The organism is Bacillus sp. FSL R5-0576 (assembly GCF_038004765.1).
Taxonomy (GTDB): Bacteria; Bacillota; Bacilli; order Bacillales; family Bacillaceae; genus Bacillus; species Bacillus subtilis.
This window is the reverse complement of the sequence record NZ_JBBORU010000001.1, coordinates 1,076,744-1,095,169: the sequence shown is the minus strand read 5'-3', so window position 1 is coordinate 1,095,169 and position 18,426 is coordinate 1,076,744. Positions and strand designations below refer to the sequence as shown.

The window sequence follows — 18,426 nt, the reverse complement described above, 5'->3', positions numbered from 1 at the left end:
CTTATTTACGTAACTTAGGATCCAATGCGTCTCTTAATCCGTCGCCGACAACGTTGAAACCAAACATTGTAATGCAGATAAATCCGGCAGGGAAGAATAAACGCCACGGATAATAGGTCAATGCAGGCAATCCGTCAGAAGCCATCGTTCCCCAGCTTGCCAGCGGAGCCGGAACACCAAGTCCCAAATAGCTTAAAAAGGCTTCTGTGAAAATCGCAGTAGGAACTGTCAGTGTCATCGTGACCAAAATAGAACCCATCGCGTTTGGCACGATATGTTTAAACAGAAGACGGGATGTTTTTGCACCCAGTGTCTGTGAAGCAAGCACATACTCCTGATTCTTCAGCTGCAGCACTTGTCCGCGCACGATTCTGGCCATATTAATCCAGCCTGTAATCGTCATGGCAATAATAATCGTAAATAGACCTTTCGGAAGAACAACCATCAGTAAGATAACCATTAATAATGAAGGAACTGCCCAAAGGATATCAGCGATACGCATCATGATTTCGTCCGTTCTGCCTCCGCGGAAGCCTGAAATGCTCCCCCAAATGACGCCGATCAGCAAATCGAGAATAGCAGCTGCAACACCGATAAAGATTGAGATTCGAGCCCCTACCCATGTACGGACGAAAATGTCTCGTCCAAGATCATCTGTTCCGAACCAGTGATCTTTTGAAGGCGGCTTATCCGCATTTAAGAGATTAGTAGTTGAATAATCATACCTTGAGAACATCGGCGCAAAAATTGCCATAAGGATAATAAGTACGATAATGATAAGCCCGACCATTGCAAGCTTATTGCTGCGGAAGCGAAGCATCGCATCTTTCCAGAGGGAAAGGCTCTTTTTACTTATTTTTTCTGCATCGCCGGCATTCGCTGCGGCTGGTTCAAACATGTTTTTTGGAATGTTCTGCATGGCCTAGGCTCCTTTCTTTGCTTTGGAAAGCTTGATTCTTGGATCAATAATGCCGTATAACACATCTACGATTAATACACACAATAGCAAGATGACACTGAAGAACACCGTTACACCCATAATGACCGTATAATCACGGTTTGTAATACTGTTGACGAAGTGTGCACCAAGCCCCGGAATCCCAAAAATGGTTTCAATAATGAAGCTCCCCGTTAAGACCTGTGCGGCCATCGGGCCCATATATGTAACAACCGGCAAAAGCGCGTTTCGAATGGCGTGCCGCACTGTAACCGCTGGGCGGGACAGCCCTTTCGCTTTCGCTGTGCGGATATAATCACTGTTTAACACTTCGATCATGCTTGAACGGGAAAGTCTGGCAATAAACGCCATCGGCATGGAAGCAAGTGCGATTGAAGGCAAAAAGGTGTATGCCCAGGAATCCCACCCCGCGACCGGAAACAGCCCAAGCTTCATGGAGAACACATATTGCAGAACAGCCGCCATGATAAAGCTCGGAACCGAAATACCAAATATCGTTAAAATCGCGACGGTATAATCCTGCCACTTATTATGGTAAAGGGCTGCAATGACCCCAAACAATACACCTAACGCTAAAGCGAGGAGAATAGCTTCTGCTCCAAGAGTAAATGAAACGGGGAAACCTGAACTGATCAGGTCGTTAACACTCTGACCTTTATATTTAAATGACGGTCCGAAATCCCACATTGCAACTGATTTCAAATAACTGACATATTGTACAAACAGCGGCTTGTCCAAGCCATAATGCGCATTTAAATTTGCTTCAATTTCAGGCGGAAGCTTTTTCTCACCTGAAAATGGCCCGCCCGGTGCTGCTTGCATTAAGAAGAATGTCACAGTTACAATCACAAATAGTGTGATAATCATATAGACTAAACGTCTTCCGATATATTTTAGCAAGGGGGAACACCTCCATGGTTTTTACATTTTTATACTCCATCAGTAAGAAAGGTATATGGGGCTTTTCTCCCCATATACCTTGAGGTCTTTTATTTTCAGACGTAGCTTTATTTAAAATATGCGTTTCTGAAATAAACCTCACCAGTACCTGGCATGATAACACCTTTTAGGTTTTCATCCTGTACCCAAGTATCAGTATAGAAATAGATTGGGGCAACCGGCATTTCATCAATGAAAATACCTTCTGCTTTTTTCAGCAGCTCTGCACGTTTTGTTTTATCTGTTTCAGTTTGTGACTGATTCAGAAGCTTTTTGAATTCTGGATTTTCCCAGCCTGTATCGTTATTTCCTCCGTTTTTGTCGCGGAACAATTCAAGGAAGTTGATAGGATCATTGAAGTCGCCGAGCCAGCCCATACGGCCGATTTGATAATCTTGGCTGTGGAGCTTATCAATATAGACATTCCACTCTGAGTTATCAAGCTCAACATCAACGCCTAAATTTTTCTTCCACATTTCTTGTACTGCTTGAGCGATTTTCGCGTGTGCGTCATCAGTGTTGTAAGACAATTTGATTTTTGGCAAATCAGATGCCTTGCTTAAGCCCATTTCTTTTAGGCCTTTATCAAGGTATTCTTTTGCTGTTTTGACATCATTGTCTTTGAAGTATCCTTCTTTGTTATCCTCAAATCCCTTCATTGTAGGCGGCACTGCAGCCATTGCCGGGATTTGTTCTCCTTGCGTAACGTTTTTAACAATCGACTGACGGTCAAGCGAATATGTTAAAGCTTTACGGATATTTACGTTGTCTAATGGCTTAGCTTCAGTGTTGAATTTGTACCAATACACACCTGCAATCGGCTCAACATGTAAAGAACCGTCTTTTTTCAGGGTCGGCAGGGATTCTGTCGGAAGCTGTCCGAGCGGCATACCGGCCCAATCAAGTTCGCCAGCTTGGAATTTTTTCAGTTCCGTATTGTTATTGTTGATCATAACCATATCAATTTTCTTCAGTTTGACTTTGTCTTTATCCCAATACTGGTCATTTTTTTCGAGAGTAATAGAGCCGCTGTGTTTCCATGCCGTCATTTTGAACGGCCCGTTTGATACATAATCATCTCCGGCATTTGTATTCCACTTTTTATTTTTCTCTGCAATTTTCTTGTTGATCGGCATATACGTATAGAACGCAGTTAATTCAGTGAAATATGGCGTCGGGTTATTTAATTCAACCTTCAGCGTTTTGTCATTCACAGCTTTTACTGCCACATCATCTAGGCTGCCTTTGCCGGTATTCGCCGCTTCAGCACCTTTTATGTAGTAGAGCTGGTAAGCGTATTGCGATTCGTTATTAGGATCAAGCGCCCATTTCCAAGCATATTCAAAATCTTGTGCTGTTACAGGGTCTCCATTAGACCATTTCACACCATCACGAATGGTAAATGTATATGTCTTTCCGTCCTTGCTCGTTTCAATTTTAGAAGCCATGCCTTCTTCAGGCTCACCATCTGCATTGATACGTGTCAATCCTTCAAAAGTCTGACGGATGACACCGCCTGATACTGAATCATTTGCCAATCCCGGATGTAAGGAAAACGGCTCAGTTTTAATATTAATGTTAAGTGTCGTCTTTCCTTTACTGTCCTTTTTCCCCTCACCGTTTGATCCGCTGCCGCTAAAGCCGCACGCGCTCAGCACGAGAGTGAAAATGAGCATCAACGTGACAATCGACCAACGTTTTTTCATATTCGCAAACCCCCTAATAATAATTTTCAGCTCCTTACGGCTAAATCCTCAGAAATATCAGACAAATGAACCTGAGTTTCCACAACTTTTATTCTGTTCCGTCTTTTCTGATTATTTTTGTAAAAAAGCTGTAACAATAGAGTGAACAAGTTCATTATAATGAAACAAATAATTTATTGCAATATTATTTTATCAATTTAAAATATTTAAACTTCGTTAGTTTTTCTTCCATGAACATAATATCCTTCTACCATTTAAAGCATAAATTGATTAAAAACTTTTTCATGTGTTTTCTGCCCATATTGCTTTTTACATATAATATCTGCCTGTTTTTACGATGATAGCAGTTATCATTTAAGGATTTTACAGCACCCGTGTTATTTATATTATTACAATTTTACTGGAAAAAAGAATGTTTTTTCATGATGACAATTGGTTATAATTGATTTATAATGAAGCAATCAAAAGAAAAGCTTGCTATGAAAAAGAGTAGTACACATTTCACCTGTTTGAAGAGAGTCTGCGGTGCTGAGAGCAGATAACGGGCAATGTGGAATGGACTTTGGAGCAGCTGACCGAACTGGAAAAAAGTAGGCTCAGCCGGAGCAGTCTCCGTTACAAACGTCAGAGTGATTTCATTTTAATGGAATAATCAGGGTGGTACCACGGTTCATTCGTCCCTTTTTTACAGGGGAAGAATGAGCCTTTTTTATTATGTTTTAAGAAATGAGGTTGATGTTTTCATGAAACAAACGATTTTTTCAGGCATTCAGCCAAGCGGCTCAGTGACGCTCGGCAACTATATCGGTGCAATGAAGCAGTTTGTCGAGCTGCAGCATGATTATAACAGCTATTTTTGCATCGTCGATCAGCATGCGATAACCGTTCCTCAAGACCGGCTTGAGCTTAGAAAGAATATCCGCAATCTCGCGGCGCTTTACTTAGCTGTCGGACTTGATCCAGAAAAAGCAACATTGTTTATTCAGTCAGAGGTCCCCGCGCATGCGCAGGCCGGATGGATGATGCAGTGTGTCGCATATATCGGCGAGCTTGAGCGGATGACTCAATTTAAGGACAAATCCAAAGGCAATGAAGCTGTCGTCTCCGGCCTGTTAACGTATCCGCCGCTGATGGCCGCTGATATTCTGCTGTACGGAACGGATCTTGTACCTGTCGGCGAGGATCAAAAGCAGCACCTTGAGCTGACGCGGAATCTTGCAGAACGCTTCAACAAAAAATACAACGACATCTTTACGATTCCGGAAGTGAAAATTCCAAAAGTCGGTGCACGTATCATGTCTCTGAATGATCCGCTGAAGAAAATGAGCAAATCTGATCCGAATCAGAAAGCTTATATTACCCTGCTGGATGAACCGAAGCTTCTTGAAAAGAAAATCAAAAGCGCTGTGACAGATTCTGAAGGCATTGTGAAATTTGATAAGGAAAACAAACCGGGCGTTTCCAACCTTCTTACAATTTATTCAATCCTCGGCAATACGACAATTGAAGAGCTTGAAGCAAAATACGAAGGAAAAGGCTACGGCGAGTTTAAAGGTGATTTGGCAGAAGTCGTGGTGAACGCATTAAAACCGATCCAGGACCGCTATTACGAGCTGGTAGAATCTGAAGAATTAGACCGGATTCTTGATGAAGGCGCGGAACGAGCGAATCGGACAGCAAACAAAATGCTGAAAAAAATGGAGAATGCCATGGGTCTTGGAAGAAAAAGACGCTAATCAAAAAACCGCTCTTTGCAAAGAGCGGTTTTTTTCAGTTGACCTTTGATTCGTTTTCCATTTCCCATAACTTTTCGAAAAAAGGCTGTCCTTTTATTAGGTTTTCGCAAAAAGCTAGGTGTTTGTCCGACCAGCCTTCAATTGTTTCGTTATACAGCATGTCCCAAATCTCTTCAAAGCTCATCCTTTTGATTTGTTCATACATATGCGGATTCCACTCTGTGTACCAGTAGCCAATTTCCGCCCGGTTTTTCAGCCCTTTTAATTGGTCAAGCGCCATAAACATCAGCTGCTTAATTTGCCGTTCTTTTCTTGTCAGTCCTCTGACATGTTCTGGTGCTAATGATAAGATGTGATATTCCTTGGAGGATTCCAGCTTCTTTGGCTCAAATTCATATGTTTCAGGCTCTACATCTTTTACCATTTCATAAACGAGCTGCTCCTGTCTTGGGATCAGACGGCTTTTTCTGACAGGGATCGTGTAGCCGATCGTGTCGACAGCTAAAATGCCGATTCCGTCTGTTACGACAAAACAATACTCAAGCTTTGTCCGCTCATGATTTTTCCGAATGTACGATTTCTGATGTACGTCTTCAAGCAAACCTTTCGGAAGCTCTGACAAATCGTTTTCTATGTAATGAAACAGTACTGACGGCACCCTTAACAGCGGCACCTGATCCAAAAGCTCAACCGTATCTTCCTTGCGCCATTCGTGAAAGTGGCATACATTGTAGCCATTTTCTTCCCCTTCAAACCAATTGACCCACACATCATGAAGAAATAACATCTCTAACCCCTCACTTTTATAAAAACTGTTGTCCACAGTATAGGCAAGGGATAGAGAAATTATTCCAAAGAGATTGAGGAAATCTGGAATCACTAGTTTTATGTAAGAATCGCAAAAAGCAGATCTCTTTGTATATTTTCTAACAAAAGGAGACCTGCTTTTTTTCTGATTTGGTGATATTTTATCACAGATATGATATTCATTTTTATTTAATATTTTTCGGGTCAAGCGCATCCCGCAGGCCATCACCGACAAAGTTGAAGCATAAAACGGTCATTAAAATAAATAGCCCGGGAAATAACGGGTACCACCATGCTTGAACCATTACTGTGAAATTCTGTGCGTCTTGAAGCATGTTCCCCCAGCTAGCGATTGGCGGCTGGATTCCAAAGCCCAAGTAGCTTAGCGCCGATTCAGCTAGAATAACAGACCCTACTTTCAGCGTAGCTGACACAATAATCGGTCCTAACGCATTGGGCAGGATATGAGAAAAAATAATTTTGTGCGTTTTTGTTCCAATTGTTTTAGCAGCAAGAACATATTCCCTTGAACGGAGCGACAAGAATTCTCCCCTTACTAATCGTGCTGTTGTGGTCCATCCTGTGAGACAGAAAATTAAAATCAGTTTGTCCACACCCGGCTTGAAGATGGTGACCAGCGTGATCAACAAGAAAATATCAGGAATGGATAACACAATGTCAACTACACGCATAATGACAGCATCCACTATTCCTCTGAAATATCCGGCTAATGCTCCTAAAACAGTTCCGATCAAAATCGAACCGACTACGGACGCAAATCCAACCAATAAAGAGACACGCGCTCCATATAGGATCCGGCTGAAAATATCACGTCCAAATTTATCCGTTCCCATCAGATGTTCAAGGCCCGGCGCCTTATATTTATCAAGCAGGCTTTGCTGCTCTTGGGGATAAGGTGCAATTAAAGGGGCGAAAACAGCAGACATAATAATGATAAAAAGAATAACGGCACCTAAAATGGCCAGTTTGTTTTTCGAGAATTTTTCCCAGAAAATCTTTGTCATTGTTTCTGGCTTTTTCGAAATATTTTCTTTCAGCCTGATCTCCGGCGAGGGAGTTGTTTGCAGCTCTGACATCTCTGTTTCCCTCCTTTTAATATTCGATCCGCGGATCAACAATCGAGTAAAGGATGTCTGCAATGAGGTTTCCGACAACGACAAGAACCGCCGAGATCACAGTCATTGCCATGATAACCGGATAATCGCGCTGGAATGCTGAATCGACAAACAGCTTTCCTAATCCCGGCCAAGTGAAAATTTGTTCGACAACGACAGATCCGCCGATAAATGAAGGAATCATCAAACCGAAAATTGTAATGACGGGTAATAATGCATTCCTCAATCCATGTTTAAATAGCACTCTGTTCTCTTTAAATCCTTTTGCTCTTGCTGTGCGAATATAATCTTGATTTAATACATCAAGCATATTGGATCTCGTGTATCTCGTCAGTCCGGCCATGTCAGCTGTAGCTAGAACGAATGCAGGCAGAATTAAATGATGAATCCGGTCAAATATATTGAATTCGGTATTCAGCGTCTCGACACCCCCGGTTGGAAACCAGCCGAGATTTACAGATAACACCATAATCAAAATTAATCCAAACCAAAAGTTTGGAATAGCCAGGCCTATAAACGAGGTAAATGTAATGCCATAGTCGATTTTTGAATACGGCCGCTTTGCCGACAGGACACCGAACGGAATAGAAATCATAAGAGCCAAAATCGTTGAAACCAGCATCAGCAGGAGCGTATTGGGTAGTCTTGCCATAATCAATTCTGAAACAGGCGTTCCTTTTCTGACAATAGACGTTCCGAAATCACCCTGCACCATGTTGCCTAGCCACTTTAAATATTGAACGTACTGAGGATCATTCAGACCGTATTTTTCAATAAACTGCTCTCTGTCAGCCTGGCTGATTTTCGGGTCCATCATTAATGTCATCGGATCTCCGGGCGCGGCTTTCATGATAACAAATGATAAAATCGTAATTCCCAATAAAATCGGGATAGACATTAAGGTTCTTCTGATAATATATGCAGCCATATACTTGTCCCCCTTTACTTTCCTTATTAAAAACAGAAGAGGGAGAAAACGCTCTCCCTCCCCTTTAAGGGAAATTTATTTTGCAAGCCACCATTTTTCAATATTATACAAATCACGTTTCGGATGATATTTGTATCCTTCAAGATTTTCCGGCATTGCCATATGGTTGTTAGGATAATACAAGAACGTATATGGCTGATCTTCCGCAATTTTTTGATAGATTTGCTCATATTCTTTTGAATACTGCTTTCTGTCACTGATTGATTTTGCATCTTTCATGAGTTTATCCGCTTCGGCATTTTTATACCAAACGTAGTTCAAACCCTTTTTAATCTGGCTTGAATGGAAAATATCATATTGATCCGGGAATGTGGATAAACTCCATCCCATGACCATTGCATCAAAATCCCAATTCGGAGGATTCATTTGTTCAACGAGAGCGCTCCATTCAACGATCTGGGTTTTCACTTCAATGCCGATTTTTTTCAGCTGTTCCTGAACGACGACAGCGATGTCTTCACGGACTTTGTTTCCTTGGTTCGTTTTAAGGGTAAACGAGAATTTCTTTCCGTCTTTATCCAGAATGCCGTCACCGTTCGTATCTTTCCAGCCGGCTTCTGCAAGCATCTGTTTCGCTTTTTTCTCGTTGTACTCAAATTTCGGAACATCTATATCTTTAGGATAGTTCCAAGATAAAGGGCTTTCCGGAATGTAAGCTACCTCGCCGTCTCCATCTAATACTTGGCTGACGATTGACTCGCGGTCAAGAGCGGTTGTCAGCGCTTGACGAACCTCTTTATCCTTGAATAATTCATTTTTTTCATTCCACCCGATGTACACATAACTTAATGCCAAATCAGTAACGATTTTTAGGTTGTTGAATTTTTCAGCCGTTTTGTAGTCAGTGGCGGGCACATTAAAGAAATTAATATCGCCTGCCTGCAGCTGAGCAACGGCAGCATTTGCGTCAGGAATGACTTTATACGTCACAGTATCTAAATACGGTCTTCCTTCAAAGTAATCATCATTCGCTTCGAGCTTAATATATTGGCCCTGCTTCCATTCCTTAAACTTAAATGGTCCTGAACCGATTGGTTTCTTTCTGTTAAACTCATTTTCTTCTAAATCGGCAATCGGAACATTACCGAGAATATGTTTCGGCAGAATAGCTGTGCTGTCTAACGCATTGTTGTAGAAATTACCGTCTTTATATTTCAGCTTAAACAAGACTTCGTAATCGCCTTTTTTTTCTACGGATTTCAGCATTTCATATGTTGAACCGCGTTCTCCCTTGTAATCTTTGCTTAAAGGGACACTGTACGTAAATACGACGTCGTCTGCAGTCAGTTCTTTTCCGTCATGAAACTTAACGCCTTTTTTAATTTTCACATCATATGCAAGGCCGCCGTCTAATTCTTTAATGCTTTCAGCGAGTGACAATTTCACATTTAGTTTTTCATCCGTTTTCGTTAAAAAGCTGTACAGCATATTTTCAATATCCGTACTTGCGTCATCCGTAGAATACAGAGAGTTAAAAAGTGTGGGTTCTCCGATTGAACCAACAACCAAATCCCCGCCTTGCTGCGGTTTGCCTGCTGATTTTTTCTCGCTGCTGTTGCTTGATTTTGATCCCGAGCAGGCTGATAAAAAGATGGCCAGAACCATCAATACACTTAGCATCATCAGTGCGGTTTTCCGTCTTTTCATTAGATATTCCCCCTCTTGAAATGTTCGTTCTTCTCAGCTGTTGTTTATGTAGTGTGCATACCCCCTCTCAAAGCTGTGCGGGCAACATTAGCTATAAAGGTGACAAGCCACAAAGTGGCTGGGAGCAGCTTCTTTAAATTCTGGTATTTGTTCCTTGCATATCGGTTTTGCAACAGGACATCTTGTGTGGAATACGCAGCCTTTTGGCGGGTTGGCCGGACTAGGCAGTTCTCCCTTCAGGACAATGCGTTCACGTTTGACAGATCCTCTTTTTCTTGTAACTGGAACGGAGGATAAAAGCGCTTGGGTATATGGGTGAAGCGGGTTGTCATAAAGCTCATGCTTGCCGGTCAGCTCCATCATTTTGCCAAGATACATTACTCCGACTCTGTCGCTGATATGGCGTACGACACTCAGATCATGAGAGATAAATAGATACGTAAGATTAAATTCTTCCTGTAATTCCTCCATCAAGTTAATCACTTGGGCCTGAATGGATACATCAAGTGCGGAAACCGGCTCATCTGCAATGATCAGCTCTGGATTCAAAGTGAGTGCTCTGGCAATGCCGATCCGCTGACGCTGGCCGCCTGAAAACTCATGGGGATAACGGCTGGCAAACGACGGGTGAAGCCCTACTCTTGCAAGCAGCTCTTCAACTTTTTCGTTTCGTTCACGCATGGTATACATGTTGTGCGTATTAAACGGCTCCTTTATGATGGAACGCAGGGTCTTTCTCGGGTTTAACGAAGCAAATGGATCTTGGAAAACCATTTGAATATTTTTGCGGACACTCTTCCGCAGCTTCTCCTCTGACAGATTGGAAATATCCTGCCCTTTAAAAAGAATTTGGCCCTCTGTCGGTTTGTACAGTCTGATCATCGTTCTGCCGGCAGTCGATTTTCCGCAGCCCGACTCTCCAACGATTCCGAGTGTTTCTCCTTTTTTTAACGAAAATGAAACACCATCCACCGCTTTTACATCACCGACTTTTCTTTGAAAAAGGCCTGACCGGATCGGAAAGTATTTTTTTACGTCACGAAGCTCTAAGATTGTTTCTTGATTAGCTGCTGTCATGATTGTTCGGCACCCTCTTCCTCATATAAAAAGCATCTCACCGTTCTTCCGCTTTTGTGTGTCAAAAGCGAAGGCTGATTTGTCCAGCACTTATCCATAGCTTTCGGGCACCTTGGGGCAAAACGGCACCCCGGCGGCAGATTATCCGGTGTAGGCACACTGCCTTTAATCGCATTTAATTTATCAATCTCTCCATCTATAACAGGAATTGACGTAAGCAGGCCTTCTGTATACGGATGAAGCGGTTCTAAAAATAAGTCATCAACGGTAGCATTTTCTACGACTTGTCCGCAGTACATGACAATTACTCTATCGGCAGCTTCAGACACGACACCTAAGTCGTGTGTGATGAGAAGAATCGATGTATTGAACTTCTGACAGAGATCTTTCATGAGTTCCAGCACCTGGGCTTGTATTGTCACATCCAGCGCTGTCGTTGGTTCATCGGCAATCAGCAGTTTAGGATTACAGCTCAGTGCGATGGCAATCATCACCCTCTGTCTCATACCGCCGGACAGCCGATGCGGGTACTCCTTCATAATTTGCTCCGCCCGGGAGAAACCGACCATCTGCAAGAGTTCAACAGCTCGTTGACGGGCTTCTTTTTTCTTCATGTTTTTATGGTAAATCAGCACTTCGGTAATTTGTTCTCCGATTGTTAACACCGGATTAAGGGAGGTCATTGGTTCCTGAAAGATCATGGATACTTCGTTACCGCGGATTTTGCAATAATCGTTTTCAGTGAATGAGGTGAGGTCTTTGTCTTCGAGTTTAATAGAGCCGTCCATGATTTTTCCGCCTGAGCTTTGGACGAGGCCCATAATTGATAAAGAAGTAATGCTTTTTCCGGAGCCCGATTCACCTACAAGCGCGACGGTTTCGCCTTTGCTGATGTGAAAATCGACTCCGTCAACCGCAGGGATCGGCTCCTTTTTCCTGAAAAAATAAGTCTTTAAATTATTCACTTCTAAAAGTGTGCTCATGCTAGCTCCCCTTTCCCCCCTCTTGTTGTCAAACGTTTTCAAGAGAAAGCAATCCCTTTATTCAGAAATAATAAATAATATTGAATTATCGAAAAATTTTATAGTTGTATATTATTACAATCATTTTGCAAAATCAAGAATTTTTTAGGATAAATGTAATATTATTAATGAAATTCCATTATTTTATCCTTTTAAAGCATTGCATCCAAAAAGGTTTCAGCAGGAATGGACAGCCCGTCTGCGGTGCTTGCCTTGCTGGCAGTTAAATATTTTTTTACAATATTGAATCCAACTGCGTATCCAAGCATTTTTGGCTGATATCCTTTGCCGAATAACAGCTGGGGAAATAATCGATTATCCCGTTTGATATCCTGATGGGGCGCAATCTTTTTTTCATATAAAGCCTGAAGCTGCTCCGGTGTATACCAAGTCGTCCACTCAGCCGTTTGACTTCGGCCGAACCTCTCATAAACAGCATATTCCGCCAGCCCTTCCATGATGATTGTATCAAGTAATGTGACATCCTTTTCCTCTTTTGTCAGATGACCTAACCGGCAAACGTGATGATACTCATGCGTCATAAGGGCAGATACTGACCCAAAATCTAAATCTGACGAAAGAAAAAGGAACATTTTGTCTTGAAAGGCGAGTCCTGATTTTGATCCGAATTCTAAACGGATTCTCCTGTTTCGTTCATCAACCGGCAGCGTGACAATTGGTACATCAGGACCTTGCCATTTGTTTTTGAGGTACTGTTCTTCCTTTTGGATATGTCCGTAAAAACCTTTTTCCTTCAGCTTGGAAACAGTCTGAATACCCTCTTTTATGTTTTTAAACATCCCATGATGCTGAAGATGCCCTAGAATGCCCTTCCAGTTCTTTTTCTCCGCACCTGAAAAAAGCGGGATAATATAATGCGCCAAATCATCTATTGAATCAGCCTTCCTGAGCCAGCTATATGTTTGTTCTACACTCATGTGATCGCCTCCTCTTTTAATCCTATGCACACAAAAAAAACCGGCTACCCTTTAAGGGCAGCCGGTTTGGCTTGATTATGATTGATATTTCTTAAAGATTAATGTTGCGTTGTGTCCGCCGAATCCTAATGAGTTGCTGAGAACATAATTAAGTTCCTGTCTGCGGGCTTCATCAGGCACATAATCCAAATCGCATTCTTCGTCAGGCGTTTGAATATTGATTGTCGGCGGAATCACGCCTTCTTTAATGGCCAGGATAGAGAAAATGGCTTCAATACCGCCGGCTGCTCCTAAGAGGTGGCCTGTCATCGATTTTGTAGAGCTTACCGCAAGTTTATGCGCATGCTCGCCAAAAACAGTCTTAATCGCCATTGTTTCGTATTTGTCGTTGTAATATGTGCTTGTCCCGTGAGCATTGATGTAATCAATTTCTTCAGGTGCAATGCCTGCATCTTTAATGGCTTCTTGCATCGCTCTCGCTCCGCCTTCACCGTCTTGGGCCGGCGCTGTGATATGATAAGCGTCTCCGGTTGAACCGTAGCCGACAATTTCTCCGTAAATTTTAGCGCCGCGGGCCAGGGCATGTTCAAGTTCTTCAAGAACGATAATCCCTGCACCTTCCCCCATGACAAAACCATCACGGTTTTTATCGAACGGGCGGCTCGCTGTTTTCGGATCTGGATTAGTAGACAGCGCTTTGTTGGCACTAAAGCCGGCGAATGACATTCTTGTCAGCGGCGCTTCTGTTCCGCCTGTGACCATCACGTCTGCATCACCGCGCTGAATAACCTTAAACGCGTCACCGATGGAGTTCGTTCCTGTAGCACATGCTGTAACCGTACAAGAGTTCACCCCTTTTGCTCCTAATGCAATAGAAATCTGGCCTGTCGCCATGTCAGGAATCATCATTGGCACGAAAAACGGGCTTACCCGTCTTGGACCTTTTGTTAAGAAGATTTCAAATTGAGACTCTAGTGTTTCAAGTCCTCCGATACCGGAGCCTACCCAAACACCGACTCTCGGTGCGATCTCATCGGTAATGTTAAGATCTGCGTCTTCAACCGCCATTTTCGCAGCCACAACCGCATATTGTGTAAAGCGGTCCATTTTTCTGGCTTCTTTTTTATCCATATAATCTTCAACATTAAAATCTTTTAATTCAGCGGCAACTTTTGCCGGATATTCTTCAGCGTCAACACGAGTGATCGGACCGATTCCGGACACACCGTTGATTGCGTTATTCCAACTTGTATCGACGTCGTTGCCAAGTGGAGATAATGCTCCAAGTCCTGTAACAACTACTCTTTTTTTAGTCATCTTGTGTGCACCTCACCTTTTTTTATCGGCCCCAGCGGATTGCAATGGCGCCCCATGTTAGTCCTCCGCCGAACCCTACCATAACGACCACATCGCCGTCTTTGATTTTACCGGCTTCTAATTCTTCTACAAGAGAGATCGGAATGGATGCGGCAGAAGTATTTCCATATTTATGAACAGTTTTAGACATCTTTTCGACAGGAAGCTCTAAACGCTCGCGAGCAGCTTCCATGATACGGATGTTCGCCTGATGCGGAATCAAAAAGTCGACATCCTCTTTTGAAAGTCCGGCTTTTTCAATGACATTTACGCATGATTCTCCCATTTGACGGACTGCAAATTTGAAAACTTCTCGTCCATTCATGATTGTATGTCGTTTTTCATTCAGATACAAGTGCTGACCGCCTGTGCCGTCGGCTCCTAGTTCAAATGAAAGGATTCCTCTGTCATCACTGACTGGCCCGACTACCGCAGCGCCTGCTCCGTCTCCAAACAGAACGGCTGTATTGCGGTCTTCCCAATCGGTAATGCTTGAGAGCTTCTCTACACCGACAACTAGAACATGCTTGTAGGTTCCGGATTCAATAAATTGTTTACCGGTTACAACCCCGTACATGAAGCCCGCACAAGCCGCGCTGATATCCATAGCACACGCTTTCTTCGCGCCGAGCTGTTCTTGAATCATACAAGAGACCGTAGGAAATGACTGATCAGGTGTAACAGTTGCAACCAAGATCATATCCAGATCCTCAGCAGCCACTTCAGCTTGTTCCAGCGCATTTTTCGCTGCTGCAACAGCCATATGTGATGAAAACACATCATCTGCTGCGATTCTTCTTTCTTCTATTCCTGTTCTTGTACGAATCCACTCGTCAGAAGTTTCAACCATTTTTTCAAGATCATGATTTGTTAAAACCTTCTCAGGAATGTAACGTCCAACACCAAGTATTCCAGCTTTCATAAGGGAAGACTCCTTTATATCTTAAATTTAGAAGATCAATCAGGTTGTGATCAATTATTAGTATCAGGTACTAATTCTATCCTATTTTTTTTCACATGGCAATATATTCGTCTAAACTATCAGTTCATCTTACTCATAGAGTATGGTATATGGAAAGGAGGCGTATGCAGTTGGATGTGTTTTCAAGAATGATGTTCGGCGATGCAGCAAAACCAACAGAAGAGAAGGAGGAACAGCAAGAGGAGGTTTCTCAGGTTTCTCAGACAAACGACGAAGAGACGATTCATTACATGCATATTATGGACCAAATCGGTTCAATTATGAACTCTCTTGATCAAATCAAGCCCGCTTTAAAGGAGCTTGCGCCCATGCTCTCCGCTATTAAAAAGAAAATCATGTGAAAAGCCACTTTCAAAAAAGTGGCTTCTTCTTATTCTGTTTCAGATTTAGCGTCAGACTTGCCAAGCTCATAAGCTTCCGCCATTACCGTTGTAAATAGATTCATAAACGGCTGGATGGCCTCCATTGAGAGCTCAATGCCTGATTTCTCAAGCTGTTCTTTCGCTTCAGGGAGATATTTCATGGCAATTTGCAAGAATTCAAGTGATTTTTCGTGCTGCATGTGACGTCACTCCATTATTCGTTTTTTGGCAGCTCGCCTGTTTTGTTGTATGTTTTGATCAGCTTGGCGATTCTTTGCTGAAAGTCTTTGTCGACGAGCGGGCTGAATGTTCCCATCTCAACGACTCCCGTATTCAGGTCGTAGTAATGATCGCCGCCCTCAAGGGTGCCTTTATTAAATTGTTCAGCAATGATTTCATAGGCCTTGTCCACATTTTGCACCGTGCTGGTTAATACGGTATTCTCGCCCAGATCCGATTGATCTGTGACGTAGCCAATGGCATAAAGACCGTCTTTTTTGATTTGCTGAATAACAGGAACATTATACCCGTCTCCGGCGGGATACACAACATCCGCGCCTTCGTTCTTCATTTTCTGATAAAGCTTTACTGCTGTTGTATCATCATCCCAATGATCCGTATATTTCGTATTTACCTCTATATCCGGATTTTCATACTTGGCCCCTTTGATAAAACCATCAACCTCAGGCTGCCACGTAAAGGAGGCAATTACACCGACCTGATTCGTTTTCGACATATGGGCAGCAGTCATTCCTCCAAAAAAGCCCATTGCTTCCCCGCTAAAATGGACACTCGTTACATTATCAGCTTTCGCTTTCGCATTGGAAATGACGAATTCCATATCTGGATAATCTTCGCCGACCAAGTTAAACACCTCAGCATATTCACTCCCATGGCCGTAGAGCAGATTGACGCCCCTCTTATGAAAATCCTCAATCGCATTTATGATATCTTCTTCTGTTTTAACGCCTTCTTTATAATAGACGTCCACATTGTATTTGGATTGTATATTCAGTAATCCTTTATACCCTTTTGTGCCCCATACGAGGTCATTAATCGTATCAGGAAAGAGCATGCCGACCTTCTCAATTTTTCCTTTGAACGGAGTTTGTCCACATCCACTCAATAAAAGGAGGACAGAAAAGATCATGACAAGCCTTGTGATCAAGTCATGTTCAACTCCTTTTGACAAGCTATAACATGTTTATTTTTATACGTTTATTGTATCTAGAAAACTCGAAACATGGAAGGTTTTTCTTAATATTTGTCGAAAATTGATGAAAATTGTCTTTTCCACTCGATAATTTTTGTTTTTGCTTCTTCTTTTGAGATTTTCTCTGTGACTTGCAATTCAAAAAGCTGATCTTTGCTATGACGGCTTGGTTCTAACAGGAATCTCAGCAACTCGTCAGCGACGTCGTTTGTGTAATAGCCGTCTTCCTCTGTTTCTTCTTTCCATGGCCCATACATTTTCGGCAGGATCACGGTTTTTTCCGAGCCTGTTTTTTCACGTTTTTCCCATTCTTTTCGGTCTTCTTCATATACTAAAATATAAGGAGAATCACATTGGTCTAAAGGCAAAAAACTTCCGAACTGGATACAAATTGTATCATAATTTTGGTCTCCAATGTGTTCAAGCTGGCGAAAGAGTTCATTTCTCCCAAGCCACATGAGTCTTTCTTCTAAGTACATTTGTCTCATTTTATCTTCTGTTTCCGCCAGAACAACGTCAACATGTATGCCTTCATCCATCATTCGCTCACATAATGAAAGGCCGAAAAATTCGTCCGCACCTACAATCAGCGTTGATTCCATTGCATCTGCCGCCCTTCCGGTTTTTCATTTCCCAAAACAAAACAGCCTCCGCAAAAGAGAAGGCTGTTGTCATTATATTCTCTATAATTCTTTTTCATGACTGTGAAAGAATTTGCAAATTGATGCATAAATTCTGCTTGGATGCTCAAATAAATGAAATGTCATGTCGACCGGTGAGCCTTGCTTTTGCTGTTTTTCCTTGAAAACTTCTGCATGTACACTGTAGGGATATGGAGATCCGGTCATACGCTGCCATATATGAACCGGTACGCCGCTCGGGTAGCTTTGAATTGTTTTATAACGAAGCGCTTCCGCTTCTTTTTCAGAAATTCCGTAGCTTTTCGATACTTCTTTCAAAAATTGCTTATAGAAAAATTTATTTTCTTTTTCCGATTCATAATGTGCCTGAAGATCGAGACAAGGATTCAACATTGCGGCTGAGCGGATATGATCCGGGGAAAAACGAAGCAGTTCATCGGCCACGAGAGCACCCATGCCTTCTGCTAAAATATGAATCTTCGGATTGAGGATTTCCTGCTTCAGCACAGAATGTATCAGCTGTTTGGCATAGGTGACTGCTTTTTCCGCCCCCCAATGCCTTCCGAACAGATTGCTGTTAAAAAGAGTATATCCTTCATTCATCAACATGCTCAGAAGCTGATTTCTGCCGTAATGCTGCTGCCAAAAGCTTGAATCATGTCCGACAAAGTGGGTTCTGTCCCCCAAGATAAAGATGCCGAAGCCGTTCGGGCGATAGGGCAGATGAATGACATTATGCTCCGTTCCCAGTTGAAAGTATCTTTCCGTTATTCCCATCGCTTGCCCGCCTCCTTTCACACTTCATCTCACGCTATCTTATGTAAATAGAAAAGAAACGAATAAGGTAAAGTCCTAGCCTTTTACATTTTTGGCTATTATACTGATTGACGTTTTTTATATTTTACCATTAAAGTGTGA

General features: G+C 42.4%; 18 protein-coding genes and 1 other annotated feature. Of the genes, 2 read left to right on the top strand and 16 right to left on the bottom strand.

What is annotated here, in order from left to right; all coding sequences use genetic code 11:
- Position 1: 1 nt before the first annotated feature.
- The 3 genes from oppC to oppA form a co-directional block, all read right to left on the bottom strand.
- The gene (gene oppC / locus NX903_RS05600) at positions 2-919 is read right to left on the bottom strand and encodes an oligopeptide ABC transporter permease OppC (protein WP_015252359.1); all 918 of its coding nucleotides are present in this window, start codon (positions 917-919) and stop codon (positions 2-4) included.
- Positions 920-922: 3 nt separating this feature from the next.
- A complete protein-coding gene (oppB, locus tag NX903_RS05595) occupies positions 923-1,858 on the bottom strand; it encodes an oligopeptide ABC transporter permease OppB (RefSeq protein ID WP_003245554.1) in 936 nt (311 codons plus the stop codon).
- Between the two features lie 107 nt (positions 1,859-1,965).
- Positions 1,966-3,603, bottom strand: coding sequence for an oligopeptide ABC transporter substrate-binding protein OppA (gene oppA / locus NX903_RS05590; RefSeq protein ID WP_086343705.1), 1,638 nt, complete (start codon positions 3,601-3,603; stop codon positions 1,966-1,968).
- A 470-nt stretch (positions 3,604-4,073) separates the two neighbouring features.
- Positions 4,074-4,288 (top strand) — a binding site (T-box leader).
- Positions 4,289-4,346: 58 nt separating this feature from the next.
- Here oppA and trpS point away from each other — a divergent pair.
- Complete coding sequence (gene trpS / locus NX903_RS05585) at positions 4,347-5,339, top strand: tryptophan--tRNA ligase (RefSeq protein ID WP_086344582.1); 993 nt, start codon at positions 4,347-4,349, stop codon at positions 5,337-5,339.
- Between the two features lie 34 nt (positions 5,340-5,373).
- Here the strand turns inward: trpS and NX903_RS05580 are convergent, their stop codons facing one another.
- The 9 genes from NX903_RS05580 to fabH form a co-directional block, all read right to left on the bottom strand.
- Positions 5,374-6,126, bottom strand: coding sequence for a YjbA family protein (locus NX903_RS05580; protein ID WP_003239298.1), 753 nt, complete (start codon positions 6,124-6,126; stop codon positions 5,374-5,376).
- A gap of 205 nt (positions 6,127-6,331) precedes the next feature.
- Positions 6,332-7,243 carry an oligopeptide ABC transporter permease AppC gene (gene appC, locus NX903_RS05575; RefSeq protein WP_086343704.1) on the bottom strand — a complete coding sequence of 304 codons (912 nt, stop codon included), beginning with the start codon at positions 7,241-7,243 and terminating at the stop codon, positions 6,332-6,334.
- Positions 7,244-7,259: 16 nt separating this feature from the next.
- Complete coding sequence (gene appB, locus NX903_RS05570) at positions 7,260-8,210, bottom strand: oligopeptide ABC transporter permease AppB (RefSeq protein WP_086343703.1); 951 nt, start codon at positions 8,208-8,210, stop codon at positions 7,260-7,262.
- 75 nt (positions 8,211-8,285) lie between these two features.
- Complete coding sequence (locus NX903_RS05565; RefSeq protein WP_086343702.1) at positions 8,286-9,917, bottom strand: peptide-binding protein; 1,632 nt, start codon at positions 9,915-9,917, stop codon at positions 8,286-8,288.
- 87 nt (positions 9,918-10,004) lie between these two features.
- Positions 10,005-10,994: an oligopeptide ABC transporter ATP-binding protein AppF gene (gene appF / locus NX903_RS05560; protein WP_014476428.1), complete on the bottom strand. Its 990-nt coding sequence runs from the start codon at positions 10,992-10,994 to the stop codon at positions 10,005-10,007.
- Positions 10,991-11,977, bottom strand: a complete 987-nt coding sequence (gene appD / locus NX903_RS05555; RefSeq protein ID WP_003232965.1) for an oligopeptide ABC transporter ATP-binding protein AppD — start codon at positions 11,975-11,977, stop codon at positions 10,991-10,993. The genes appF and appD overlap by 4 nt, the downstream gene beginning before the upstream one ends.
- Positions 11,978-12,168: 191 nt before the next feature.
- A complete protein-coding gene (locus NX903_RS05550; protein ID WP_086343701.1) occupies positions 12,169-12,954 on the bottom strand; it encodes a DUF2268 domain-containing protein in 786 nt (261 codons plus the stop codon).
- A 75-nt stretch (positions 12,955-13,029) separates the two neighbouring features.
- On the bottom strand, positions 13,030-14,271 hold the full coding sequence (fabF, locus tag NX903_RS05545) for a beta-ketoacyl-ACP synthase II (protein WP_003244890.1): 1,242 nt from the start codon (positions 14,269-14,271) through the stop codon (positions 13,030-13,032).
- Between the two features lie 22 nt (positions 14,272-14,293).
- Positions 14,294-15,232 carry a beta-ketoacyl-ACP synthase III gene (fabH, locus tag NX903_RS05540; protein WP_003232971.1) on the bottom strand — a complete coding sequence of 313 codons (939 nt, stop codon included), beginning with the start codon at positions 15,230-15,232 and terminating at the stop codon, positions 14,294-14,296.
- 164 nt (positions 15,233-15,396) lie between these two features.
- Here fabH and yjzB point away from each other — a divergent pair, with 164 nt between their 5' ends.
- On the top strand, positions 15,397-15,633 hold the full coding sequence (yjzB, locus tag NX903_RS05535) for a spore coat protein YjzB (RefSeq protein WP_072173825.1): 237 nt from the start codon (positions 15,397-15,399) through the stop codon (positions 15,631-15,633).
- A 29-nt stretch (positions 15,634-15,662) separates the two neighbouring features.
- Here the strand turns inward: yjzB and comZ are convergent, their stop codons facing one another.
- From comZ to NX903_RS05515, 4 genes are all read right to left on the bottom strand, one after another.
- Positions 15,663-15,854, bottom strand: coding sequence for a ComG operon transcriptional repressor ComZ (comZ, locus tag NX903_RS05530; RefSeq protein ID WP_003224559.1), 192 nt, complete (start codon positions 15,852-15,854; stop codon positions 15,663-15,665).
- 14 nt (positions 15,855-15,868) lie between these two features.
- Entirely contained in the window at positions 15,869-16,822 is a 954-nt protein-coding gene (med, locus tag NX903_RS05525; protein WP_014476425.1) for a transcriptional regulator Med, read from the bottom strand.
- An 89-nt stretch (positions 16,823-16,911) separates the two neighbouring features.
- A complete protein-coding gene (locus tag NX903_RS05520; RefSeq protein ID WP_038428783.1) occupies positions 16,912-17,469 on the bottom strand; it encodes a hypothetical protein in 558 nt (185 codons plus the stop codon).
- A gap of 81 nt (positions 17,470-17,550) precedes the next feature.
- Complete coding sequence (locus tag NX903_RS05515) at positions 17,551-18,285, bottom strand: hypothetical protein (protein WP_033883595.1); 735 nt, start codon at positions 18,283-18,285, stop codon at positions 17,551-17,553.
- Between the last annotated feature and the right edge of the window lie 141 nt (positions 18,286-18,426).